Origin of the sequence: Filobacillus milosensis (assembly GCF_004402015.1) — a bacterium.
Lineage (GTDB): Bacteria > Bacillota > Bacilli > Bacillales > Alkalibacillaceae > Filobacillus > Filobacillus milosensis.
Genome location: NZ_SOPW01000004.1, coordinates 1 through 25995 on the forward strand (window position 1 = coordinate 1; position 25995 = coordinate 25995).

General features: G+C 34.5%; 24 protein-coding genes, 1 tRNA gene and 1 pseudogene. 8 read left to right on the top strand and 18 right to left on the bottom strand.

Annotation, left to right across the window (positions count from 1 at the left end):
* Nucleotides 1-154: 154 nt before the first annotated feature.
* The 3 genes from parC to E3U55_RS04570 all read right to left on the bottom strand — a co-directional run bounded on the left by parC (nt 155) and on the right by E3U55_RS04570 (nt 5087).
* The gene (gene parC / locus E3U55_RS04560; RefSeq protein WP_134339166.1) at nt 155-2605 is read right to left on the bottom strand and encodes a DNA topoisomerase IV subunit A; all 2451 of its coding nucleotides are present in this window, start codon (nt 2603-2605) and stop codon (nt 155-157) included.
* Between the two features lie 11 nt (nt 2606-2616).
* Nucleotides 2617-4569 carry a DNA topoisomerase IV subunit B gene (gene parE / locus E3U55_RS04565; RefSeq protein ID WP_134339167.1) on the bottom strand — a complete coding sequence of 651 codons (1953 nt, stop codon included), beginning with the start codon at nt 4567-4569 and terminating at the stop codon, nt 2617-2619.
* Nucleotides 4570-4661: 92 nt separating this feature from the next.
* Nucleotides 4662-5087, bottom strand: a complete 426-nt coding sequence (locus E3U55_RS04570) for a CoA-binding protein (RefSeq protein ID WP_134339433.1) — start codon at nt 5085-5087, stop codon at nt 4662-4664.
* 159 nt (nt 5088-5246) lie between these two features.
* Here E3U55_RS04570 and plsY point away from each other — a divergent pair, with 159 nt between their 5' ends.
* The 4 genes from plsY to yidD all read left to right on the top strand — a co-directional run bounded on the left by plsY (nt 5247) and on the right by yidD (nt 8340).
* Nucleotides 5247-5828, top strand: a complete 582-nt coding sequence (gene plsY, locus E3U55_RS04575; protein ID WP_134339168.1) for a glycerol-3-phosphate 1-O-acyltransferase PlsY — start codon at nt 5247-5249, stop codon at nt 5826-5828.
* Between the two features lie 98 nt (nt 5829-5926).
* A complete protein-coding gene (locus E3U55_RS04580) occupies nt 5927-7099 on the top strand; it encodes a CapA family protein (RefSeq protein WP_134339169.1) in 1173 nt (390 codons plus the stop codon).
* Nucleotides 7100-7186: 87 nt separating this feature from the next.
* Nucleotides 7187-8107 carry a GTP cyclohydrolase FolE2 gene (gene folE2, locus E3U55_RS04585; protein ID WP_134339170.1) on the top strand — a complete coding sequence of 307 codons (921 nt, stop codon included), beginning with the start codon at nt 7187-7189 and terminating at the stop codon, nt 8105-8107.
* Nucleotides 8108-8115: 8 nt separating this feature from the next.
* Entirely contained in the window at nt 8116-8340 is a 225-nt protein-coding gene (gene yidD / locus E3U55_RS04590; protein WP_134339171.1) for a membrane protein insertion efficiency factor YidD, read from the top strand.
* A 27-nt stretch (nt 8341-8367) separates the two neighbouring features.
* Here the strand turns inward: yidD and E3U55_RS04595 are convergent, their stop codons facing one another.
* The 6 genes from E3U55_RS04595 to E3U55_RS04620 form a co-directional block, all read right to left on the bottom strand.
* Complete coding sequence (locus tag E3U55_RS04595; protein WP_134339172.1) at nt 8368-8664, bottom strand: hypothetical protein; 297 nt, start codon at nt 8662-8664, stop codon at nt 8368-8370.
* A gap of 2 nt (nt 8665-8666) precedes the next feature.
* The gene (locus E3U55_RS04600) at nt 8667-9086 is read right to left on the bottom strand and encodes an acyl-CoA thioesterase (RefSeq protein ID WP_134339173.1); all 420 of its coding nucleotides are present in this window, start codon (nt 9084-9086) and stop codon (nt 8667-8669) included.
* A gap of 121 nt (nt 9087-9207) precedes the next feature.
* The gene (tlp, locus tag E3U55_RS04605) at nt 9208-9432 is read right to left on the bottom strand and encodes a small acid-soluble spore protein Tlp (RefSeq protein ID WP_134339174.1); all 225 of its coding nucleotides are present in this window, start codon (nt 9430-9432) and stop codon (nt 9208-9210) included.
* 52 nt (nt 9433-9484) lie between these two features.
* On the bottom strand, nt 9485-9631 hold the full coding sequence (locus E3U55_RS04610) for an FbpB family small basic protein (protein ID WP_134339175.1): 147 nt from the start codon (nt 9629-9631) through the stop codon (nt 9485-9487).
* A 72-nt stretch (nt 9632-9703) separates the two neighbouring features.
* A complete protein-coding gene (locus E3U55_RS04615) occupies nt 9704-10279 on the bottom strand; it encodes a redoxin domain-containing protein (protein WP_134339176.1) in 576 nt (191 codons plus the stop codon).
* Nucleotides 10276-10947, bottom strand: a complete 672-nt coding sequence (locus tag E3U55_RS04620) for a hypothetical protein (protein WP_134339177.1) — start codon at nt 10945-10947, stop codon at nt 10276-10278. Before E3U55_RS04620 ends, E3U55_RS04615 begins: the two co-directional genes overlap by 4 nt.
* A 150-nt stretch (nt 10948-11097) precedes the next feature.
* Between E3U55_RS04620 and E3U55_RS04625 the strand changes: the two genes are divergently transcribed.
* Entirely contained in the window at nt 11098-13215 is a 2118-nt protein-coding gene (locus E3U55_RS04625) for a catalase (RefSeq protein WP_134339178.1), read from the top strand.
* Nucleotides 13216-13260: 45 nt separating this feature from the next.
* Here E3U55_RS04625 and acnA read toward each other — a convergent pair whose 3' ends face one another.
* The 3 genes and pseudogenes from acnA to E3U55_RS04640 form a co-directional block, all read right to left on the bottom strand.
* A complete protein-coding gene (gene acnA, locus E3U55_RS04630; RefSeq protein ID WP_134339179.1) occupies nt 13261-15969 on the bottom strand; it encodes an aconitate hydratase AcnA in 2709 nt (902 codons plus the stop codon).
* Nucleotides 15970-16131: 162 nt separating this feature from the next.
* Nucleotides 16132-17538, bottom strand: a complete 1407-nt coding sequence (gene selA, locus E3U55_RS04635; protein WP_134339180.1) for an L-seryl-tRNA(Sec) selenium transferase — start codon at nt 17536-17538, stop codon at nt 16132-16134.
* A gap of 78 nt (nt 17539-17616) precedes the next feature.
* A pseudogene (locus E3U55_RS04640) lies at nt 17617-17814 on the bottom strand (Rdx family protein); the annotation flags it as partial.
* A 131-nt stretch (nt 17815-17945) separates the two neighbouring features.
* Here E3U55_RS04640 and selD point away from each other — a divergent pair.
* Nucleotides 17946-19028 (top strand): selenide, water dikinase SelD, encoded by a 1083-nt coding sequence (gene selD, locus E3U55_RS04645; RefSeq protein WP_134339182.1) that lies wholly within the window; start codon nt 17946-17948, stop codon nt 19026-19028.
* A 47-nt stretch (nt 19029-19075) separates the two neighbouring features.
* Here selD and selB read toward each other — a convergent pair whose 3' ends face one another.
* Together selB and E3U55_RS04655 are read right to left on the bottom strand one after the other, a co-directional pair.
* Nucleotides 19076-20944 (bottom strand): selenocysteine-specific translation elongation factor, encoded by a 1869-nt coding sequence (selB, locus tag E3U55_RS04650; RefSeq protein ID WP_134339183.1) that lies wholly within the window; start codon nt 20942-20944, stop codon nt 19076-19078.
* Nucleotides 20945-20984: 40 nt separating this feature from the next.
* Entirely contained in the window at nt 20985-22055 is a 1071-nt protein-coding gene (locus E3U55_RS04655) for an ATP-binding protein (protein WP_134339184.1), read from the bottom strand.
* 219 nt (nt 22056-22274) lie between these two features.
* Here E3U55_RS04655 and E3U55_RS17255 point away from each other — a divergent pair.
* Together E3U55_RS17255 and E3U55_RS04660 are read left to right on the top strand one after the other, a co-directional pair.
* Nucleotides 22275-22371: transfer RNA gene (locus E3U55_RS17255), tRNA-Sec, on the top strand.
* 25 nt (nt 22372-22396) lie between these two features.
* On the top strand, nt 22397-22828 hold the full coding sequence (locus tag E3U55_RS04660) for a DUF2621 family protein (protein ID WP_134339185.1): 432 nt from the start codon (nt 22397-22399) through the stop codon (nt 22826-22828).
* 22 nt (nt 22829-22850) lie between these two features.
* On the opposite strand, the gene E3U55_RS04665 is transcribed toward E3U55_RS04660, so the two are convergent.
* Genes E3U55_RS04665 through E3U55_RS04680 form a run of 4 tightly spaced genes read right to left on the bottom strand, consistent with a single transcriptional unit; the run spans nt 22851 to nt 25991 of the window.
* Nucleotides 22851-23930: a sensor histidine kinase gene (locus tag E3U55_RS04665; protein WP_228547472.1), complete on the bottom strand. Its 1080-nt coding sequence runs from the start codon at nt 23928-23930 to the stop codon at nt 22851-22853.
* A complete protein-coding gene (locus E3U55_RS04670; protein WP_134339187.1) occupies nt 23920-24597 on the bottom strand; it encodes a response regulator transcription factor in 678 nt (225 codons plus the stop codon). Before E3U55_RS04670 ends, E3U55_RS04665 begins: the two co-directional genes overlap by 11 nt.
* Nucleotides 24598-24643: 46 nt before the next feature.
* Nucleotides 24644-25234 carry a redoxin domain-containing protein gene (locus E3U55_RS04675; RefSeq protein WP_134339188.1) on the bottom strand — a complete coding sequence of 197 codons (591 nt, stop codon included), beginning with the start codon at nt 25232-25234 and terminating at the stop codon, nt 24644-24646.
* A gap of 13 nt (nt 25235-25247) precedes the next feature.
* A complete protein-coding gene (locus tag E3U55_RS04680) occupies nt 25248-25991 on the bottom strand; it encodes a cytochrome c biogenesis CcdA family protein (RefSeq protein ID WP_134339189.1) in 744 nt (247 codons plus the stop codon).
* Between the last annotated feature and the right edge of the window lie 4 nt (nt 25992-25995).

Here is a 25995-nt window from a genome sequence, read left to right on the forward strand (position 1 = left end):
GCGGTGAATTTAAGAAAATACACCGCCATGAACACCCAAAGAAGTCTCAATCATCATATCGATTCATCAAAAAATGGCATCCATCATTTAATTTTTATGATGGATGCCATTTTTAAGTTATATTTGACTAGTTATGTCCCAGCCTCTTTTTAAACTATTCTTCTTCATCAGAAAAATGTTTATGGTATACAGATTCAATTTGTGTATTAATGACTTCGCCTTCTTGGTCCGTATCAATCACGAATGAGCCATTACTATATCGGTCACTTTCCCTAAATTCCAATGGTAGCAATTGTTTTAAATTACCTTTTTCGGTTTCTATTAAAATTGTGGCATCATCATTTACTAAATGGAAACCAACAATACGATGAGGGTTACGTTTTAATTCTCGTAACATGATTAAACCTCTTTTAGCTCTTGAACTTTGTTGGAATTCAGAAATGTTCATTCGCTTACAGGCACCCCGTTGTGTAATTACAAATAATGATGGGGATTGTAAGTCATCGAAGACTTCACCATTAACAATGTGTTCACCTTCTTTTAAGGTCATTGATTTAACACCAGCGGTTTTCACTCCAACAGTTTTTAATTCATCTTCATGAAACCATAATCCATATCCAGTATTCGAAGCTAAGAAAATATCCTTATATCCGTTGGTTAAATGGACGTTAACAACCTGATCATCACCCTTAAGCTTGATTGCTGTTATAGGTTTAGAGTAGCGTTGTACTTTGTGAGCTTTCAATTCTGATTTTTTAATCATGCCATTTTTAGTCATAGCAAGTATATATTGATCTTCATTGAACTCACGTATTGGCATCGCTTTTATAATTGATTCCTCTCGGTCTATAGGAATAATATTTGCGATGTGCTGCCCCATATCTTTCCACTTAATATCTGGAAGTTCATGAACAGGTATATATAAATAATTACCTTTATTTGTAAATAATAATAATGTATCTGTGGTGTTAATTTCCATTATATGAAGCAAACGGTCATTGTCTTTCATCTGTAAATCTTCAATATTAGAAGCTCCATAAGATCTTATACTTGTTCGTTTTACATAACCTTCTCTGGTAACAGAAACAACAACATCTTCTGAAGGTACCATTACTTCTAGGTTAATCTTTATATCTTCGATTTCTGATTCAATTTGAGTTCTGCGATCTGTTTTATAATTCTTCTTAACTGTTTTTAAGTCCTTTTTTATAACGTTCAACAATTTATTCTCATCTTCTAAAATAGCAGTTAATTCGGCAATTCTTTTTTGTAGTTCTTCAGCTTCTTCTTGTAATTCTGTTATATCCGTATTTGTCAGACGATATAACTGCAACATCACAATTGCTTCAGCTTGTTTTTCACTAAAGTTATACTTCTTCATTAACTTATCTTTTGCGTCTTTTTTATCATTTGCAGAACGAATTGTTGCTATGACATCATCTAAAATTGAAATCGCATATATAAGGCCTTCAACAATGTGAGCTCGTGCCTTAGCTTTTCTTAAGTCAAATTGGGTTTGACGCTCCACGACTTCTCGTTGGTGCGATATATATGAATCTAACAGCTGCGGCAAGTTCATTATTTTAGGTGTTTTATTTGCAATCGCAACCATATTAAAGTTAAACGAAATTTGTAAGTCCGTATTTTTGTATAAATAATTTAAAACACCCGTACTGTCTGCATCCTTCTTTAATTCAATGACAATACGTAACCCTGTACGATCCGTTTCATCGCGAACTTCTGATATACCTTCGACTTTTCGTTCAATTCGAAGCTCATCCATTTTTTTTACCAGATTCGCTTTGTTCACTTCAAATGGTAATTCAGTAATTACAATTTGTTCTTTACCACCACGAACAGGTTCAATCTCTGCCAGGCCACGAACCACAATTTTACCCTTACCTGTTTCGTATGCTTTTTTAATACCATCTTTACCTTGAATGATTCCACCTGTAGGAAAGTCAGGTCCTGGTAAGGTCTTCATTAAATCTTCGACTGTTGTGTCTGGTTTCTCAATTCTCTTGATCACCGTGTCTATAACTTCTGATAAGTTATGAGGTGGAATCTCAGTTGCGTAACCAGAGGAGATCCCTGTAGAACCGTTTACTAATAAGTTAGGGAACTTTGCTGGTAACACAACCGGTTCATAATCTGTATCATCGAAATTCGGTATAAAGTCTACCGTTTCTTTCTCAATATCCCTCAAAAGCTCAGACGCAATCCCAGATAAGCGAGCCTCTGTGTAACGCATAGCTGCAGGTGGGTCACCGTCTATACTCCCGTTATTTCCATGCATCTCTACTAACTCTTGACGTACTTTCCATGTTTGACTCATACGAACTAATGCTTCATAAACTGATGAATCCCCGTGTGGATGGTAATTACCAATCACAGTACCAACAGTCTTCGCAGATTTACGGAAAGGTTTGTCATGTGTGTTTCGCTCTTGGTGCATGGCATATAAAATACGGCGTTGTACCGGTTTCATTCCGTCACGAGCATCTGGCAGTGCACGATCTTGAATAATATATTTACTGTAACGACCAAAACGATCGCCTATAACTTCTTCTAATGGTAAATCTAAATATTTCGCTTGTTCTGCCAACGTCTTTCCCCCTAGCTATGCAATCTTTCATTATCTAATATTGTATCTTCATCTTCCATACCGAAAGCAACATTTGTCTCAATCCACTTACGTCTAGGTTCAACTTTATCACCCATTAAAGTCGTAACACGGCGTTCAGCTCGAGCCACATCTTCAATCGTAACTCGAATGAGTGTGCGTGTTTCTGGATCCATGGTAGTCTCCCATAGCTGATCAGCATTCATTTCACCAAGGCCCTTATAACGTTGAATGGTGTACCCATTTTTATACTCTTTTAATAGTTTTTGCATTTCGCCTTCATCCCAAGCATAGTCTTCTTTTGCTTTCTTCCCTTTTCCTTTGGAAATTTTAAATAATGGCGGCAATGCAATGTATATTTTTCCTTGTTCGATTAATGGACGCATGTATCGATAAAAGAATGTAAGTAAAAGCACTTGTATGTGTGCACCATCCGTATCGGCATCCGTCATAATAATGACTTTATCGTATTGAGCATCATCAATATTAAAATCGGCACCTACACCTGCATTAATGGTATGAACAATTGTAGCAATTTCTTCATTTTTGAATATATCGTCAATTTTAGCTTTTTCTGTATTTATAACTTTACCTCTTAAAGGTAAAATAGCCTGAAAGCGTCTGTCACGCCCTTGCTTTGCGGAACCACCAGCTGAATCACCCTCAACCAGGAATAATTCATTTTTGTTGGGGTTCTTCGATTGAGCAGGTGTTAATTTACCACTTAGCAAAGAGTCTTTTCGCTTTCTTTTCTTTCCATTTCTAGCATCTTCTCTAGCTTTACGTGCTGCTTCCCTTGCATCCCTTGCTTTAACAGCCTTTTTGATCAGCATTTTGGATACTTCAGGGTTTTCCTCTAGAAAGTAAGCTAACTGTTCAGAAACAATACTCTCTACTGCACTTCTGGCTTCTGGAGTACCTAATTTACTCTTTGTTTGTCCTTCAAATTGCAGTAATTGTTCAGGAATTCGTGTTGATATAATGGCAGTAAAACCTTCACGAATATCGTTACCATCAAGGTTTTTCTCCTTTTCCTTTAATAATTGCATTTTTCGAGCGTAATCATTGAATGCTCTTGTAATGGCAGTCTTGGCACCAGATTCGTGTGTACCTCCATCTTTTGTACGAACATTATTTACAAAAGAAAGGATATTCTCTGAATAGCCATCGTTATATTGAAAAGCAAAATCCATTTCAATACCTTTTTGTTCGCCTTCAAATGATACCACAGGGTGTAATCCGTCTTTTTCTTCATTCAAATAAGCAACAAAAGATTCTAACCCATCAGGGTATTTATAAGCTTCTTCTTCATCATTTCTTTCGTCTTTTAAAATGATCTCTATACCCTTTAGTAAGAATGCTGCTTCTCTTAAGCGTTCAGATAATATTTCAAACTGATAATGTATAGTTGAAAAAATTGCAGGGTCTGGTTTAAAACGTATAGTAGTTCCAGATTTATTGGTATTCCCTTTATTCTCAAGGCCTGTAACGGGTTTTCCACCATTTTCAAATCGAATATAGTGTTTAGTACCATCACGACAGATTGTAACTTCTAACCACTCAGATAAAGCATTTACTACAGATGCACCTACACCATGCAAACCTCCACTCGTTTTATATCCACCTTGTCCAAATTTCCCTCCGGCATGGAGCACTGTAAATATAACTTCAGGTGTTGGTTTTCCTGTTTTATGTAATCCGGTAGGCATTCCACGCCCTTCATCTTTTACGGTAATGGATTCGTCTTTGTGAATCGTTACACGAATTTTTTCACCAAAACCTGCTAACGCTTCATCAACTGCGTTATCAACAATCTCATAAACTAAATGATGCAAACCACGATGGTCTGTGCTACCTATATACATCCCAGGTCGCTTTCTTACAGCATCTAATCCTTCAAGTACTTGAATTGAATCATCATTATAAGCTTCATTGAACTGTGGCACTCGTACGACCCCTTCCTAATCGTTTTGTCTTTTATATCATTCGGTAAAAGTTAAGAAAATCCCTGTTTTTAAACAGAGATTTTCAAGGACTCCTAGTTTCGATTCCCTACTGTTACCGAATGCACGACCTTAATACATAAATCCATTATGACGATAAAATCATGTTCTTTCAATAGCTGATAAGCTTTTTCATCAGAAACACCCAATTGAGCCCAGAAAATTTTACAATCTGTTTTTAAGGCATCATGAGCCACATCCATCAAAAATTCCGATCTTCTAAATACATTTATAATGTCGATTGACTCTTCAATTTCTTCAAGCGTATTATAAGCTTTCTCCCCTAAAACTTCATCCACATTAGGGTTTACAGGTATAATTTTATACCCCTGTTGTTGCATCACTTTTGCGACTTGATAGCTTGTGCGGTCGGGCTTATCAGATAAACCAACTACTGCGATAGTTTTAGAGTTCACTAAAATTTCACTTAGTTGATCGTTGGATGGGTTCTTCATAAAAATTACTCCCTTCTCCACTATTCTTTTGTCAATAGCATAGCTTTTTTTATGTGATATCTCAAATCATAGCTATATCATTATGTTTAATTATAAAATTAGACTTCTTTCTTGTCCGAAGTTTTGATATTATATAATAAGCAAAACTTGGTGGAGGATACAATTATGGATTATATTTTATTTGCAATCATCGCTTATTTATTAGGTTCCATTCCATCAGCTTTAATTATTGGTAAATTATTTTATCAGATTGATATAAGAGAACACGGTAGTGGTAACTTAGGTGGAACTAATACATTTCGTGTATTAGGTATTAAAGCGGGATTAATCGTATCAATATTGGATATCTTAAAAGGAACCGCCGCAATAGTTGTAGTTTTACTATTAGCACCATCGTTAGAACCGCTGATTGTTGGGGCATTTGCGGTGTTAGGTCACACTTACCCTATTTTCGCAAAATTTAGAGGTGGTAAGGCGGTAGCGACCTCTGGTGGTGTGTTATTAGGGGTTAATCCATTACTATTTTTAGTATTGGTTTTATCTTTCTTCACGTTTTTAAAATTATTTAAATATGTATCTTTAGCTTCGATGATCGCAGGGATAGTAGCAGTTATTACATCTATAATTATGCAGGACATAGGTTTAATTATTGTTACTTTATTATTAGCGATATTTGTTATTTATAGACATCGAACAAATATTACACGAATTAAGAATAAAACCGAACCCAAAATAACATGGATGTAATTGAGAGTCCCCTATTTTTCGGACTCTCTTATTTTTTTATATTTAAATATCATACTACATAATAGGAGTTTATTTAAAAATGAGAAAGGTGTTATAAAATGAAAAAGATGATTATAGTTGCTTCAATAGTATTTTTGATAGCTTTGTCAATAGCATTTTACATTTTATCAGACGACCAAAGTGAAGCAGCTAGTGTTACTTTTACTCATCAGCCGACTATTTCAGAAAATCACTTATCTAATAAAAAATATTTTGAGTCGAGTATAAAATTAAATGCTATAGGTGATTTACTCATTCATAGTTCAGTATATAGAGATGCCAGAACTAGTGAGGGTTACGACTTTAATCCTATCTTTGAAGATATTAAATATTATCTTAAACACGCTGACATTACTTTTGCTAATCAAGAAACTATTCTAGGAGGAACTGAAATCGGACTCTCATCCTATCCTAGATTTAACACTCCACAAGAGTTGGGGGCAACACTTAGGGATTCCGGTGTGGACATTGTATCAATGGCCAATAACCATACTTTAGATCGCGGTGAACAAGCGATAATGAATGCTACTAATTATTTGAATAACCTAGGTATTAAATATGTCGGAGCATATCAAAATGAAGCAGATCGTAATAAAGCACGAATTATAGAAAAGAAAGGGATCGCAGTAGGATTCTTAGCATATACGTATGGAACGAATGGATTACCAGTCCCAACAGGCAAAGATTATCTAGTTAATTTAATCGATGAAAATAAAATACTAAATGATATTGAACAGCTTAAATCTAAAACTGATTTCATAGTAGTAAGTATGCATTTTGGGAATGAATATCAACCATTACCTAATGATGAACAAGTTGTACTTGCTGAACTATTAACAAATAATGGCGCAGATGTAATTATTGGCCATCACCCTCATGTTTTACAACCTGTTGATTGGATTGCTTCAGACGATGGACATAAAAAATTTGTAGCTTACTCACTAGGAAACTTTCTATCAGGTCAAATTGGTACTGAAAGGTTAATCGGGTCAATTATGCAGATTGAACTAACTAAATCAATTAGTCCAAACAATAAATTCAGCTACACTGTATCAAATGCTAAAATGATGCCAACTTATAATCACTATCAAAACTTTAGAAACTTCAAAATAGTACCGTTAGTTGAAGCAGAACAATATCGGTTATCAAATGCCGATCAATGGTTTCAAAAGACCAAAGAACTTATTCAAACCTATACAGATAATGTAGAGGTTGTCCCTTATTTAGAATAAGTTTAATCAATTGATATCGATAATTGAATTCATTATACTTGATTTGTATCGCTATGATACTTGCTCTATTTGAAAGGAGTCGTAGATATGGACAACATTCAGTCTAAGAAAAAATTGCCGAACAAAAAAGAACGTCATAGATTATTCGGTTCTGTAGATCCAGGACCTCGAACAAAACCTCATAAAAAAAGTGAAATGGCTGACTTACAAAATACAAAGAAAGACTTTTTGTTTGAATTAGATGCTGTTGGAATTTCAAATGTTAAACATCCAATTGTTGTTCCAAGTACACTAAAGCCTAAGGAACAAACTACAATTGGTAAATTCTATTTCGCATCCACCATCTCACAAGATTCAAAAGGCACTAATATGAGTCGTTTTACTGAACAACTTCAAACTTACTATGAAGATGGATTTAAAGTTAATATAGAAACAATGAAAGAATTTGCTAAAGAATTACAAGGAAGATTAAAACAAAAAGATGCAGATTTATCTGTTGAATTCCCTTGGTTTTTTGAGCGATTAGCTCCATATACTGATAAACCAGGAATGAATCACGCAGATGCTTGGATCAAAGTTAATTATCATTACGAAAATGGTTTTGATATCAAAGTCGGACTTACAGCAAAAATCACTACATTATGCCCTTGCTCGAAGGAAATTAGCGAGTATAGTGCACATAATCAAAGAGGTAATGTTACTATTGAAGTAACTTTAGATTCTATGTTTGATGATGAAACACATGATTGGAAAGAAATTTTGCTTGAAGCGGCTGAATCCAATGCAAGCGCTCGAATTCATCCAGTTTTAAAACGTCCAGACGAAAAAATGGTAACAGAACAAGCTTATGAGAATCCTCGCTTCGTTGAGGATATGGTCCGTTTAGTTTCAAGTGATTTATATGAAATGGATATGGTTAAACAGTTTCATGTTAAATGTGTTAATGAAGAATCGATACACCTTCACGATGCAATCGCTTCTATTACTTATGACAAGCGAAATGAGTAGTGATATGGATGAAATATATCTTCATTTATTTGATTAAATTTTATCGCAAATTTATATCGCCTTTAACAGGACCATCATGCCGATTTCATCCAACTTGTTCAGCTTATGGTCTCGAAGCCTTTCAGAGGTTTGGTTTTTTAAAAGGTTTGTATTTAACCATTAAAAGAATATTAAAGTGTCATCCTTTTCATTCTGGAGGCTTTGATCCTGTTCCTCCCAAAAAGGATAAATAGATTAAGGCAACCGTTACTGGTTGCCTTTTATTTAAACCTATTTAGTTGATCTAATTTACCTTCAGCTTTTAATATATCTCGTTGAAAAGACCCGATTAAATCGAAGTGAGGGTAATGTTCATCACGATGAATCCAGTTAGGCTTTAATCCATAACTTTTCCCCCACTTAATTAACTTTTCCATATTACTACAACCTACTTTGGTGACTGTCTTCATATCTGGAAAACGGTCATCTAACCAATAGTGCGTAATGAATGCTATTTCGCCTCTTCTTACTTTTTGTTTCCATGCAAGAAGTTCATCTTTTTTTAAACCAAATGCCATTCCTATTCCTCCACAGCTTTTAAATAGGCTTCATGCCATTCTGGAAAATGTTTTTTTATAGAAATTGGTCTGAAATTAGCCTTCTTTACACATACGTGAATTGATTCTCCAGTAACGGCAAGTGTTCCTTCTTGTGTATATACTTCATAACCATATGTAACTCGAAATCCATCATAATGTTCAATCCAAGTCTTGATTTTTGCGGTCTGGCCATACCTTACTGCTTGTTTATATTTTGCTTGAATATCCAATACAGGTGAGACGACTCCCTCATCTTCTATTGAGGCATAATTAAAACCTAATTGTTCAATTAATTGAGTTCGTCCTATTTCGAACCAAACTAAATAATTAGCATGGTAAACCACACCCATTTGATCTGTTTCTTGATATCTAACCTTAATATCTGCTTCATTAATAACCATGAACAATTTCTCCCCTTATTACTACTTTAACTATTGTTAGTTTAACATAATGACTTTAAAGATTTCCTCTTATGAAATTCTACATAAAAAAAGTTGGCAATTGCCAACTTTTTAATTGCTTCTATTGATCTCTTGCTTCATCGCTAGCTTCTTCACGCATACCTTGAATAGACTGTCTTCTTCTTTCGTTTTTAGCTTTAATTTCTTCTTGTTGTTGTGGACTGTCAGCATTCGCCATTGACTCTTCTGCTTCTTCCATATTTTTAATGGTGTTCTGAATAGTTGATTGTATCTTCTCGACGTTGTCAGAACGATCATCCGGCTTTGATTTATTATGGTTCGGCATATTATTCAACTCCTTCACAGTTTGCATTTATTTTGTGAAGAAAGTTATATCATTATGCATGCTTCTCATTATTTTTTATGACGCCTAAGCGTTCATCCAGTTTATCATAGATTTTTTCCATTTCATCTGGGTTTTTTAATATTTTTTCTTTTTCACTCTCAATTAGAGATTGAAATGTAACATAATCTTTTTTACGCAACACAATCGTCTCCTTTTTAACGAACCTTTATTTATTAAAAAGTCTGACCATTATGTTGGTAAAATATACATATTAATCTATCTGCTTCATGTAGCTTTCCATTTCTTCATATGACATCGGGCCTACCTTGCGTTGCAATTGTATAACCCCTTCAGTATTAATGAAATAAGTTGTAGGTAGAGATAATGCTTCAAAACGCATGTTTACTTCATTCGTTCGATCTAATAATATTGGAAAAGTTAATTCATAATCTTTAACAAACTTTTTCACTTTTTCAACATTAGTTTCTGTACCTGTTGCATTTACGGCTAATACGACCACATCATCACCATATTTATCATAAAAATCTTGCATATGAGGCATTTCAGCTCTACAAGGTGGACACCACGTTGCCCAAAAATTTATAAATACTTTTTTTCCTCTAAAATCGCTTAATTTTACTTGTTCACCCTCTAGAGTTTCTAACTGGAAATCCGGGGCAACGTCTCCGACACTTATTCCTCCCGACTCCACTTCCATCCCTTCTGGTGTAATAAAGATTGCGTCATCTGTTTCGTTTTCATCACTATTTTCAGCCAGTGTATTATAAACAATAATTGATATCAAAGTTAGTATTAAGCCCAGGGCAAGCAGCCTTTTAATTTTCATTCATTATTCTCCTTTCTATTGTAAAATGCTTCTATAAAAATTGTCGTTGTCGCCATAACTAATGCAGCCAGTAGCCATATTAAATATAATTGAATTTCATCTTTTATTACTGTAAATACTACCCATGCAATTAAAAACCATCGTAGTGTTCTGAACTGTGAATAAAAGTGATGATAACTTTTCTCCAAATATAGGACAACTACTATAGCAATATATGTCGCACCTTCTAAAATCATTAAGAGATCTTGTACATAGATAAATTTAAAAAATTGATTTATTCCCACATACAAAATGAATGCAGATAAAAATAGTAAAGTTTGGATTTTCCAATTAATAAAATGCTTTTTGTATTTCATAAAAATGAATCCAATTACTGTTATTAGTCCTAAAACAACCCCAATCATTCCTCCATTAAAATAGATCACTGATAAAGGAGAACTTATTAAATCTTGGGGGTGTAACAGGAAATAACTAAGCTTCCAAACTACTATAAACGTTAACCAATACTCTATAACTAGTTCAAATGCAGTATTACCTTTCAATAAACTTAACTTTTTAACAAGAACATAACCATTTAAAGAAGTAATTAAAATAGCTATTATACTTAAAAGATGTGGTATATACAAATTAAGTGGTCCAATTCTTATAACATCCAACAATTTAATCACCTAACTTCCTCTTCAATTATCTTATCAAATTATCATGCATTCACCTATTTGTAGATACTAAAAATTAGTGAAAACTTTGTTAACCTTTTGGAATAATCCTCCATATTACAGCCAAACTATGAATTAGAATTTTAATAGGAGGTAACAAATATGGAGAAAAAACCTCATGAAGAACCAACAAAGAAACAAAAACAACTTGATGACTTTAAAATTGATCATGATGGCAAAGATTTAACAACTGACCAAGGTACTAAAGTATCTAACACCTCTGAATCCTTAAAAGCTGGTGAACGTGGTCCGACTATTATGGAAGACTTTCACTTCCGCGAAAAAATGACTCATTTTGACCATGAACGAATCCCTGAACGTGTCGTTCATGCTCGTGGGTTTGGAGCACATGGATACTTTCAAGTTTATGAACCTTTAACAGATTTAACTAAAGCAAAATTCTTACAGGATCCGAACATTAAAACACCTGTATTCGTGAGGTTCTCAACAGTTGTTGGTTCTCGTGGGTCAGCAGATACGGTGCGTGATGTACGAGGGTTTGCAACGAAATTCTATACAGAAGACGGTAACTTTGATTTAGTTGGCAACAATATGCCCATATTCTTTATGCAGGATGCTATCAAATTTCCTGATTTTGTCCACTCGATTAAACCAGAACCAAATAACGAAATACCTCAGGCTTCTGCAGCTCACGATACTTTATGGGATTGGGTTGTTAATAATCAAGAGTCAGCACATATGATGATGTGGCTTTTATCAGATCGAGGTATACCGAGAAGCTTTAGGATGATGGAAGGTTTTGGCGTTCATACCTTTAGGTTAGTCAATGCACAAGGTAAAGCGAGGTTTGTCAAATTCCATTGGAAACCAAAACTAGGCGTCCATTCTCTTACATGGGATGAAGCTCAAAAAATTGCAGGTAAAGATCCTGACTTTAATCGACGTGATTTATGGGATGCAATTAATAAAGGGGAATATCCAGAATTTGAATTAGGGTTACAAATTATAGAAGAAGAACAAGAGTTTGATTTTGACTTTGATATCTTGGATGCAACAAAGATTTGGCCTGAGGAACAAGTACCTGTAAAAATTGTAGGTAAGATGACACTGAATAAAAATCAAGATAATTTCTTTGCTGAAACTGAACAAGCAGCATTTCACTTAGGAAATGTTGTACCTGGAATTGACTTTACCAATGATCCATTACTTCAAGGACGCTTATTCTCTTACTTAGATACTCAATTATTGCGTCTTGGTGGTCCAAATTTTCACGAGATACCAATTAACCGACCAGTGGTTCAATACTATAATAATCAAAGAGATGGCTTTCATCGCATGACAATTGATAGAGGAAAAGTCGCATATTTTCCTAACTCCATACGGAACAATTACCCTATGCCAGTTCAAGGTAAAGACGGAGGATACGAGCATTACCAAGAGAAAGTTGAAGGCCGAAAAGTTCGGACTAGAAGTGAGAGCTTTAACGATCACTTCAGTCAAGCGACGTTATTTTGGAATAGTATGTCTCCTGCTGAGAAGAAACATATTATTAAAGCTTTTCACTTTGAGGTTGGAAGTGTAATGGACAAAAAGATTAGTCAGAAAGTTGTAGATATGTTCAGTCAGGTTGATACTAATTTAGCGAGAGAGATTGCTAAAGGTATAGGTGTTTCTGCACCAGCTACCAAAAATAAAACAAAAATAACTGATACATCCCCTGCACTCAGCCAAGAAAATACAGTTAAAACTGCTCGAACACGTAAGGTAGCGGTAATACTTGATGAAGGTTTTAATTATAATGAATTAAAACAAGTTAAGATCGCCTTCCAACAACAAGGTTTACATTGTGAAGTGATTAGTAAAACTCTTAGTCCTGTTAACAGTGCTGCAGGCGATCAAGTAGATCCAGATAAGAGTTTTGCTAACAGTCATTCTGTTATGTATGATGCACTGTACATTCCGGGTGGTCAGCATATACAGAATTTAACCTCATATAAAGAAACTAAAGACTTCGTTAATGATACTTATGCGCATGCTAAACCAATTGGAGCAACCAATGAAGCACTAGATTTACTTTCTAGTACTTTAGTAAACAATATTGCTTATACCAATGACCATCAAGGAGAAGTATATTCTAATCTTGGTGTCGTTACCATTAAAGATGCTACTGAATTAAAGGAGTTTAACCAAGCTTTTATAAATGCCATCTCCCAACATCGTCATTGGATGAGAGAAAATCATGATCGAAAACAAGCTTAATCTAAAAAAGCACATCGCAAAATTGCGATGTGCTTTTTTTATAAATTATGCATTTTGTAATTTGTTACGAAGTACCATTTGAAGGATACCACCGTGACGGTAGTAGTCTACTTCAACATCACTATCGAAACGAGCAATTACTTCAAATTCTTTTTGATTACCATCCTCATCAGTTGCAGTAACTTTAACTAAATCATGAGGTTTAACACTTTCTGTTACTTCAACATCGAATGTTTCTTTACCTGTTAAACCAAGTGATTCAATGCTGTCACCATCTTGGAACTGAAGTGGTAGTAAACCAATCATCACAAGGTTAGAACGGTGGATACGCTCAAAACTTTCAGCAATTACTGTCTTAATACCTAATAAGTCAGTACCTTTTGCTGCCCAGTCACGAGAGCTTCCCATACCGTAATCTTTACCAGCGATCACACATAAATCAGTATTTACTTCTTTATATTTCATCGCAGCATCGTAAATAGGCATTACATCACCAGTAGGCCAGTATGTTGTAAAGCCACCTTCTTTGCCTCCTGCGATTTCGTTACGGATACGAATGTTACCGAATGTACCACGCATCATCACTTCATGGTTACCACGACGAGAACCATAAGAGTTGAAATTACGAGGAGATACATCTTTATCCATTAGATATCTACCTGCTGGCATATCTTTTGGAATAGCACCCGCTGGTGAAATGTGGTCTGTTGTTACAGAGTCACCAAACTTACCAATGACACGCATGTTTTTAAGAGGTTCAACCTCTTTTGGATCTTTAGACATCTCCTCAAAGAATGGTGGATTTTGAATATAAGTTGAATCATCATTCCACTCATAAAGAGGTTCGTCAGTTGTTTGGATTTCATTCCATTTTTCGTTCGAGTTGAATACTTCTTCATACTCTTTACGGAAGATTTCAGGTGTTACGACCTTTTTGATTTCCGCTTTAATTTCATCAGATGATGGCCAGATATCTTTAAAGAATACATCGTTACCATCTTTATCTTGACCTAACGGTTCGTTTAATATATCAACATCAACTGTTCCAGCAAGTGCATAAGCTACTACTAATGGTGGTGAAGCTAAGTAGTTTGCACGCACTAATGGATGAATACGACCTTCGAAGTTACGGTTACCAGAAAGTACTGAAGAAACAGTTAAGTCTGACTCTGCAATAGCTTCTTCAATCTCTGGAAGTAACGGTCCTGAGTTACCGATACAAGTTGTACAACCATAACCTACAAGGTTAAACCCTAACTGGTTAAGGTATTCCATTAAACCTGAGTTTTCTAGGTAGTTTGTAACTACTTTCGAACCAGGAGCTAATGAAGTTTTCACATATGGAGGTACATTTAGACCTTTTTCTACTGCGTTTTTAGCTAGTAGACCTGCACCTAACATAACGTGTGGGTTTGATGTATTCGTACAAGATGTGATTGCAGCAATTGCAACCGCACCTGTCTTCATTGTTGTTTCAGTACCGTCATTAAACTTAACAACAGTTTCTTTATCTTTTTCTTGATCAGTTAAACCGAAACCTTGGTTACCTGCAGGCGCAGTTAAAGCTTCGTTAAATGACTTTTTCATTTCTGATAATGGAATTAAATCTTGTGGACGCTTAGGACCAGAAAGGTTTGGTTCCAATTCAGAAAGGTCAATAACAACAAGATCCGTAAAATCAGGATCTTCTTGATCAGGTGTATAGAATAAGTCGTTCTTTTGAAGGTATTCTTTAACTAATTGAATTTGCTCATCAGAACGTCCTGTTAAACGCATATAGTTAAGTGATTCTTCATCAACTGGGAAGAAACCACAAGTGGCACCATATTCAGGAGCCATGTTTGAGATTGTTGCACGGTCAGCAAGTGGCATTTCAGTTAAACCAGGACCGAAGAATTCAACAAACTTACCAACAACTTTCTTCTCACGTAGCTTTTGAGTAACTTTTAAAGCTAAGTCAGTTGCTGTTGTTCCCTCAGGGAAGCTTCCAACTAATTTAACACCAATTACTTCCGGTGCAGGGAAATAAGATGGTTGACCGAGCATACCTGCTTCAGCTTCAATACCACCAACACCCCAACCTAATACACCAAGACCGTTGATCATTGTTGTGTGTGAGTCTGTACCCACTAGAGTATCAGGAAACGCGTCATAAGTTCCGTCTTCTTGCTCTAACTCGTGTACTACATTAGCAATGTACTCTAAGTTTACCTGGTGAACGATACCTGTTGCAGGTGGTACTGCACGATAATTATCAAACGCTTTTTGAGCCCAATGTAAGAACTCATAACGTTCCATGTTACGTTCAAATTCAATTTCCATATTTGCTTTTAGAGCATTGGGAGTACCATATTGATCAACTTGGACAGAGTGGTCAATTACAAGATCAACTGGTACTTCAGGATTGATTTGGTCAGGACTTCCACCCATATCAACCATTGCTTTACGTAAAGATGCTAAGTCAACAACTGCAGGCACACCCGTAAAGTCTTGTAAGATTACACGTGAAGGTTTAAAAGGTACATCTACTGAGTCACCTTTACCCCATTTTGCTAGTTTTTCAATGTGTTCGTCTTTAATAACATGACCATCATGCTGTCTTAAGACAGATTCTAATAAAACACGAATAGAAAAAGGTAGACGTGAAACATTTCCTAACCCTTGTTCTTCTAGTGCTTTAAGATGGTAGTAATTATACGTTTTGCCATTCAATTCAAATTGCTTTTTCGCATTAAAGGCACTATTTGTTGTCATGTTTATTACCCCCTTAATGAAGATATGTAGTTTAATAGATGATTTCGATACTGGATAAGAAATCACTCTTTTACGCACTTCTACATTTTATATGAAAATTTTCAAGAAGTAAAATGTTTAAATTAATTTTTTTGCTGCAAAAACTTATGAAAACGCTATCTTTTATAAAGAGTCATCTAATACCACCAATTGTTTAATTAATATATCTTCCTCTTCATGACTGATCGTCCTAAAATCAAAGATTATTTGATTGTTTTCCACCCTGGCAATAACAGGCATTTCCATACCCCTAAGCTTATACATTAAATGGTTTATTGTAACCTTCTCCACTTTCAATACTAGTCCATAAGAAGGTAATACAACCTCAGGCAAGGTTCCCCCACCTACTTTTGATTCTAAGTCGACACCAGCAAATTTAACATTATTAAAAATTTCATTTGTACGTTTAAGGAAATTTAATACCCGATCCTTTAATTCTTCTTTACTAATAGTAACATCACGAACAGTCGGAATTTCTAAAGATTTGTATTCTGCCCTTAGTAGTAATCTTAACGTTTCCTCCAACGCTGCGTAAGATAATTTATCTACCCTTAATACGCGTGCTAACTGATGCTTTTTTAATTGATTAATATATTGTTTTTTACCTGCAATTACACCAACTTGAGGGCCACCTAATAATTTATCACCGCTAAATGACACCAAATCAACACCAGATTCTATCACTTGTTTAACTAAAGGCTCTTGACCAATTCCATGTTGAGTCAAATCATATACCATACCACTACCTAAATCCTCATAACAAATTAGGTTGTGTTGTTTAGCTAAATGAGATAGTTCTTCACGCTCTACGCTTTCGGTAAAGCCTATCATATGAAAATTACTTGTGTGTACTTTCATAATCATATTTGTATTGTCATTTATTACTTGTTTATAATCGTTTAAATGCGTTTTATTAGTTGTTCCTACTTCTTTTAGTATTGTTCCACTCTCTTCCATAATAGAAGAAACCCTGAAACTTCCTCCTATCTCAACTAACTCTCCCCTTGAAACGATGGCTTCTTTTCCTTTGGCAAATGCAGATAAAATCATATATACACTAGCTGCATTGTTATTTACAACCATAGCTGCTTCTGCACCTGTAAGTTCTTTTAAGTATTCTTCGACAATTGAATGCCTTGAACCACGCTCACCTTTTGTTTCATCAAATTCTAAAGTAGAATAATGTCTACCCACTTCGACCATATGCATTAATGCAGACTCTGCAATCCGAGCCCGTCCTAAGTTCGTATGTAACACAGTTCCTGTCGCATTAATAACCGGTTTTAGTTTGAAAGAGTAATATTCGTGAATCCACACTATAGTTTGTTCAATAATGTGCTGAATTGCCTCTTCCCTAGAATTTAATTGAATTTCTTCTTTTAAAATTAAAGTACGTAAAGACTCAGTTACCTTTTGTACGCCTCTCTTTAAAGAAGCATCAGAAAGATGATAGTCATCTTTAATTTCTAATAATTTGTCTTGTTGTAAAAGTTCATGAATTGGAGGTATTACACGCAAAGAATGTGTCATAATTTACAGTCCTCTTTTACTTAATATTTAAAATTTCAGCCTCAGTGAAATGGCTTTTTAAAGCAAAGAGCACGCGAATTAACGCATGCTCTGACTTGAATTGATCTGCTTAATAATTTCATCAATTTCTGGGAATACACCTGTATCTAACTTAGAATAGATTTTTTCACCATTTACTATTACTTCAAATGCACCACCTGATGATGGTGTTAGTTCCATGTTAGTAATTTGATGACGATATTCAGTAAATAACTCTTCTGCGAGACTCGCAGCTTTTGGTGCATAGTTTCACATCATGCAAAATTCGATCGAAACTTTATAACTCATAGTAAACCTCCTATTTTTCTCTCTACAACTAGATTATAAAAAAGATTGATTTTTTTCAACTTTTAAAGATTTTTAGTATAATGTCATCATTGGAGGTGAGAACCTTGAATCGTAATAAAGATGAAATTATAAAATTAACATCTTTATCTTCAAAAGCTGGATGAGGATGTAAACTCGCCCCGAGCGAGCTGACTCAAGTGTTGAGTCAAATTAATACTAAAAGTAATGATGAGAATATCTTATTTAGTCAAAATAGCGCTGATGATGCTGGCGTTTATAAGCTTACAGATGAAATCGCTCTCGTCCAAACTTTAGACTACTTTACACCTATCGTTGATGATCCATACCTTTTCGGTCAAATCGCAGCGGCAAATGCTCTAAGTGACGTTTATGCAATGGGAGCTGAAGTGAAAACCGCATTAAATATCGTGGGTTTCTCTGTAAACGAATATGGTGCTGATCTGTTAGCCCAAATTCTACAAGGAGCTGAAGATAAAGTTTCTGAAGCTGGGGGATCAATCATTGGCGGTCATTCAATCGATGATAAGGAACCTAAATTCGGTTTATCTGTAACTGGAATTGCTCACCCTGAGCACATTCTTACTAATTCCAATGCCCAAATTGATGATGTATTAGTGTTAACTAAGCCAATAGGAATTGGAATCATTACTACTGCAATTAAAAAGGGGTTAGCTAGCTCAGATATTACTGATGAAGCCATCAAGTGGATGGTCAAACTGAATCGAGATGCAGCAGACCTTTTCAAGCAATTTCATGTAAATTCAGTTACTGATGTAACTGGTTTTGGCTTATTAGGACATGCCCTGGAAATGGCTAATGCAAGTCAGGTTTCTATGGAATTCTACTATAATCAAGTTCCAATAGTAGATGGAACGATTGAATTAGCTAAGCAGGGTGCAATTCCTGGTGGTACAAAATCAAATTTATCATGGTTAAAGCAAGATGTTGAATTTGATTCAAACTTGAAAGAGCTGGACCAGTATGTATTATCAGATGCCATTACTTCAGGCGGTTTATTAATCTCGATGCCCGAAAATGAAGCACAATCTTATATCAATTCGTTAAACAATTCATCCGACCACGATGCTAAAATAATTGGAAGAATTACTGCTAAACAACCTAAAGCGATATCTGTAAAGTAAAAAGAGGCTTCTCCCAACGTCATATAAATGACGAAGGGAGAGCCTCTTTATTTATTAACCCAATATCTCTGGTTCTCAACTCTTTTAGTAATATTTAATTTATCCAGCTTCTCTAAGAAAGGGATTAAATATTTTCGTGAAACGTCAAGAATGTCTTTAGCTTCTTTTAATGAAAAAGATGCACCTGTTTTTTTATATAGTTGTTCAATTAAGTGTTTAAAAGCATTAGTTTCAATATATAGTTCACCTTGTAAATGATGGATATATTCATGCTGTAATAAATATATTAAGAAATCTTCTTTGTTGTTCAGTGAATGGTGTTTTAAATAAGAGCTTATTTCTTTTACTTTCAACCCATCACTTTTTAAATCACTTAATAATAAACTTAAAGTTTGTTCCTCACCATTTGAAAGTTCAACTTTAAAATCAGGTAGAGCCAGGAAGTTTTGAGTTTGAATAATTTCTTTTCCAGATATAAGATCCTCTACTATAATCCAATTACTTTCATTGGATAAAGGTAACTTTGAGGTAAGCTCTGACTTATTCATCCCTAGTAACAAAGGATGTTTAAGATGAAACTCAGAAAGATATTGATTAATCGTCGTCTTGATTTGGTTTATTAAGGATACTGAAAACAATCTTTGATCAATAATCACTAAATAATGTTCTTTTATTAACTTCTCTAATTCAGGTGTGTAATTTAATAACCTAATGAGTTCATCTAGTTTGATTCCAGGTTGGTTATTAATAATACTTAAAATATAGTCCTTTTCATCAAAAGCTGCTTTTTGCTTTAAGTTAACAACAGTTTCTTCTCCATGCTTGTGTTTCTCCGCATAAGGATCAATAATTCTCCCTCCGCCTATTGTTTCAATAGGGGTAGCTCTTCTTAAAATAAAACGTTGGTCTTTTATCACGAATATAGTCTGATCCAAAACTAATTGAGCGTAAATAATATCTTCATTATTCTCTAATTTGTTTCGATCATAAAAAATAATTTTCCCATAAACTTCATTGGTTCCAGTATGTAACTTAATAGGAGTACGTTGTTTGACTACGGTAGTTAAATGAGGACTTATATTTAATTCAATATCAACTCGATTAGTAATTTCAGCATGATGATTATTAGTAACAACAGAACCTCTGTTAATTTCATTAGCATCTATACCTTTTAATGCTATAGCGGCACGTTGTCCTGCATATGCAGCTTGAACAGGTTCGTTGAATTGTTGAATGCTTTTAACTTGTACTTTTTTCTGCGAGGGTAAAATGATTAACTCTTCTTGAGCCTTAACCATTCCCTCAACAATTGTTCCTCTAACAACAGTACCTATACCATGAATATGAAAACTTTGATCAATAGGGAAAAATAATGCACCATTAGAAGGTTTGGGTGTAATGTTTTTTAATAAATCTTGAATGGTTGTCTTCAGTTGTTCTATACCTTCTCCGTTTATGGAATCAACCTCAAATATTGATTTACCTTCAAATACGGTTCCTTTTACTAAGTCCCCAATTTCTTCTCTAACGACAGCCAATAAATCAGGATCTGCTAGCCTTATTTTTGTAATTACAATTAATCCATTTTGAATATCTAAATGATTAAGAATTTCTAAATGTTCAATAGTCTGTGGCATAACCCCTTCATCCGCAGCTATAACTAATAGTGTTAAATCTATTGAACTGACCCCAGCAATCATTTGACGTATAAATCTTTCATGACCAGGTACATCAATAATAGAAACACTCATATCGTCATTTTGAAATAAAGGTGCATAACCTAGTTCAATAGAAATTTTCCTCTCTTTCTCTTCTTTTAACCGATCTGTTTCAACGCCAGTTAAGGCTTTCACTAATTCAGTTTTACCATGGTCAATGTGGCCTGCCATGCCAATTGTGAAATTATGTTTATTCATGCCGTATACACCAACTATTTAATTTAGTAATTTTTTCAATTTAATAGAATCGAACTCTAAAAATACTACCTTTTTCTTTATTATCTAATACATTAAGTGAAGCGTGGTGATTGTTTAAAATTTGTTTAGTCACCATTAATCCTAACCCGGTACCCTTCTCTTTGGTTGATAAGAATGGTTCACCTAAACGTAATTTCAAATCATCAGGAACCCCCACTCCTTCGTCAATCACATCAATTGTTAATGAATCATCCTTATAAACGTGAACACGTATGGTACCTTCAGATTCCATTGCCTCAACTGCATTTTTAATCAAGTTAATAAAAACTTGCTTAATTTGTGAACGATCACAATTAATATAATGGTCTTTATCAGACTTAAAATCAATTTGTATATCATATAATCGTGCTTGAGACTTCATTAAAAGACATACTTCACTAATTGTATTTGTAATATTTTCATTTTTAAATTGGTTCGGTGATGGTTTTGCAATATATAATAATTCTGTTGTAATAGATTCAATCTTCTCGATTTCTTCAGTCATAATATTAAAATATTCTGGTTTATCTTTAACATCGTTTTCCAGAAGTTGGAGAAAGCCCTTTATTGAAGTTAAAGGGTTACGAATTTCATGCACAACACTCGCAGCTAGTTGTCCTACAGAAGATAGCTTCTCGGAATTCATTAACATTTTTCTAGCGGTTTTCAGCTCTGAAATGTCATTAATAACAGCTATATAGTAGGTTTTTCCTTTGTGATCGTCATTGATTTTCCCTAAGTGAGTTGCGGTATAAATGGTATGATCATCATTATTTTTGAATGCTAACTCAACATTAATTCGATCAAAACCAAGGGAATTAATATATTTCTTAGCATTTTCAACATCTGACTCATCAATGAAATTTAATAAATCTTTACCTAAAAAACATTCCTTTTTGTAACCAAGGATTTTTTCAGCAGAATAAGAAATATAAACAATTTTGTAATTTTCATCGAATATTAATTTAATATTTGTTGAATTATTATCAAACCATTGAAATGCAGAACTCAATAATCCCTGTTCTAAATCTAATTGGTTATCCCCACTCATAACTAACGAATGTTTCTTCATTCGATTAATCCCCCCAAAAAACGACCCTATATATACAAAATACTATGATATGACATTAAAAATTATAACAACTTCTATTTTAACCAAAAATTGTCGTAATAGCAAAAACGATTTGTAATTATTGAAATTTTTAGAATTATTACAATTACTTTACGGGCTAATACCATGAATTTTTTACTTGTATTCTACTATTCAACAAACTATAATGATGAAAGAAATGGGGCTGGTTACAACGCTGGTGCTTGTCACGGTCTTCAAAACCGCCTGGGAGGCGCGTGTCGTCTCCGGTGGGTTCGATTCCCACACAGTCCCGCCAATATCAATTAAAGAGAGTGAAATCCATGTCAGAAATAACTGGATATCTTATTATATTTTGGGGTCTGATCATGATTGGTTTACTAGGAATTGGCGGTTTTTTTATGTTTCGTAAATTTCTAAAAAAACTCCCTAAAGAAGATGGTAAATCCATTATTGATTGGGAAGAATACTATGTCGATCAAACGATCCATATGTGGGGTAAAGAAGAAAAAAAGTTACTTAATGATTTAGTAGAGCCTGTCCCTCAACTATTTAGAGATGTTGCTAAACAAAAAATTGCTGCAAAAATTGGTGAAGTTGCATTGCAACGCAGACGCAAAAAAATAACACTAGATGTTATTGTTGAAGGGTATATTCTGGCCACGCCTAAAAGAGATCACAAGTTCTTAGTCAAAAGATTGAATGAGAAACAAATAGATTTCTCACCATACGAACATTTATTAGAAAAACAATGAGCTGCACATTGCAAACGTGCCCTCATTGTTTTTTTATAGGTAACTCAAACCAAAATTGATTGGTTTGATCAGTTGTCTTTACTCCTATCGTTCCGTGATGTTGATTAACAATTTCTTTAACTATGGCTAATCCTAGGCCACTTCCTCTATTATTCATTGATTTATTCTGGTCTAAACGGTAGAATCGATCAAAAATTTTGGAATGTTCTTCATGTGGTATTGGATTTCCTTCACTAGTAATTGATACCTCGTAACATTTGTCGTTCTTAATACCACTTATAGTAACTGGTGAATCTCCTGCATGATAATGAAGGGCATTTTCTAACAAATTAAATATAACTTGTTGGATGCCCTCTTTTTGCACATTGATCTTAACTTGCTGAACATTAATATTGAGAGAAATTCCACGCTGATCAAACTTCCACATAAATAAAGACACGCACTGATTAATCAGCTCTTGTATGTTCACTGGATTTTTAATAGTGACCTTTTGTGTCTTTAAATAATCCCATTCCTTTAATTGATCTAAATTTTCAATAAGAAGTTTTAACCGTTGCGATTCTTCATATAAAGAATTAAACACTTCATACTCTTGTTTGATATCTCCATTTTTCAGTGCATATAAATAGCCATTCAGATTAGAAATTGGCGTGCGAATTTCATGTGATAAATCTGATACCATCTTTCGCCTTATATGATTGCTTGATTTTAACTGTTCAACTAACTCATTGTAATGGTGTACTAACTCACCAATCTCATTACTTGAAGTATAGTTTACAGGGTTAGGGTATTCACCTGTTTTTAAGCTTTTAGTAGATTGTATAACCTCTCTGATTGGATGAATGATGTTCCTGGTCAAATAAAAATGAAGTACGCTTCCAATAATTATTGTTAACAAACTAAACATGATTAAATACTGAAACAACAACGATTCAAAACGTTGTTGTGATTCATCGTTTAAATTACCCAAAGAATCAACTAACAAACAAGCAGTTTGATAAATTGCAAAGCTACTTAAAACAATAGCCAAAGTAATAATTACGACATTAAGCAAGGTTAAATTAAACAGTAATCCTTTAATAAATGGTATTTTAGGGCGCAAATTTATACCCCATTCCTCTTACCGTTTGTATTCTTTTTGGCTTCTGTTGATCTTTAATTTTTTCACGGAGTTTCTTAATGTGGGCATCAATTGTTCGATCCAACACTTCATGTTCTTTATTTGGATAAATTTGTTCGACTAATTGGTCGCGAGTAAAAACTTGATTTGGATGAGACATGAAGTGGTATAACAAATTAAATTCATGCTTTGTCAGATTCACCTGTTTACCATATAAAAGAACCTCACCTTTTCTCACTTTGATACTTAGACCATTATAAGTGATTTTTTTACAATACTGACCCGTACGTCTTAAAACTGCTTCAACATGAGCTAATAATTCTTCAGGCTCAAATGGTTTAGTGAGATAATCATCTGCACCGAGTCGCAATCCATTAACCTTATCTTCAACTTGTACTTTGGCCGATAACATAATAATAGACACATCATGCTGTTCTCGCTGTCTTACCCACACACAAAATTCTTCACCGGTTATTTTAGGCAACATTAAATCAAGAATGATAAGGCAGGGTTGATGTTTCAAAAAAGCTTCTTTTGCTTCCTCTCCATCAACAGCTTCTACTACCTCATAATTAGTCTTTTCCAAATATATTTTTATTAAGTTTCTAATCATCTGATCGTCTTCAACGACTAGTATGGTTTGATCCACTTATAAACACCTCTTCTACCTCATCATTATAATAGATGGATCACGTCTATTCCATTTTCTCAAATTCCTTTACCATCATTTCATAATTCATGGCTCCCATGGACTTATGCTGAATGATGCCATTTGAGTCTACAAAATATGATGTTGGAATAGGTAAAATTTGATATTCAGTTGATACATCACCTTTTTTATCAATAGGTATTTGAAATGACAACTCGAAATCTTCTTTAAAATCATGAACGTCTTGAATAGATGATTCTGTTTCAAATAAATTAACTGCAAGAATTACGACGTCTTTTTCTTCATAAAACTTTTGCATGTCAGGCATTTCAGCACGGCAAGGCGGGCACCATGTCGCCCAGAAATTAATCATTACCCTTTTCCCTCGGTAATCTGATAGTTTTACTGTTTCGCCATCTAATGTTTCTAATTCAAAGTCTGGAGCTTCACTTCCAATTTCCAGACCAACATCACTATTAGATTGAACCTCTTCATCATTAGGCTCACTACTAATCATAAAGCCATCCTCTTGATCTTGCTTAGTCTCTTCGTTTTTCTCTTCACCCGGTTGAATCAAATCATAAATAGCCCAACCAAACATTGCGACAATGACCACTAATAATATTATTTTTTTCATAATAAACCTCCTGTTAACCTAGGTTTGCAAACCAAGTATCTTGAACTAACCTTAATAAAAAGCTTGAAATTCGAGACATTTGTCCAGTGAATAACAGTACCCCCATGAAAATCATGACAGTTCCACCAATCTTCATGATGATACCACTGTAACGTACGATCCACCTTGTTTTACCAATAAAGAACGTTAATATTAAGAATGGTAATGCAAACCCAATGACATAGAAAATAGTATATAATGCGCCTTGGGTAGGATTACTTGCTGCTACAACTAAGATTGATGCGAAAATTGGACCTATGCACGGGGTCCAACCTGCTGCAAATCCCATTCCAACAAAAATTGTTCCTAAATAACCTGCAGGCCTTTTTGTGAATTGAAAACGCTTCTCTTTCATAAAAGTTGTTATATTTAGCCATCCTGCTACGAACAGTCCCATAACAATAATGAATATTCCAGCGATTCTTTGTATGAATTCACCAGAATCACCTAGAAGTAGCCCTTGAATCCACTGCCCCAGGAAAGAGACACCTACACCTAAACCGATAAATACTAAAGATACTCCAAATAAAAATAAAACTGCTTGTATCAATAATTTTGACTTAATCTTAGCATCTTTGTTCAGTTCTAGATCCTTCACGCTAACCCCAGTAATATAAGATAAATATGCCGGGAATAACGGTAAAGTACACGGGGATAAAAAGGATAGCATACCAGCACCTAGGGCCAACCAGATCGTTAAATCAGCTGTTTCTACCATAAAT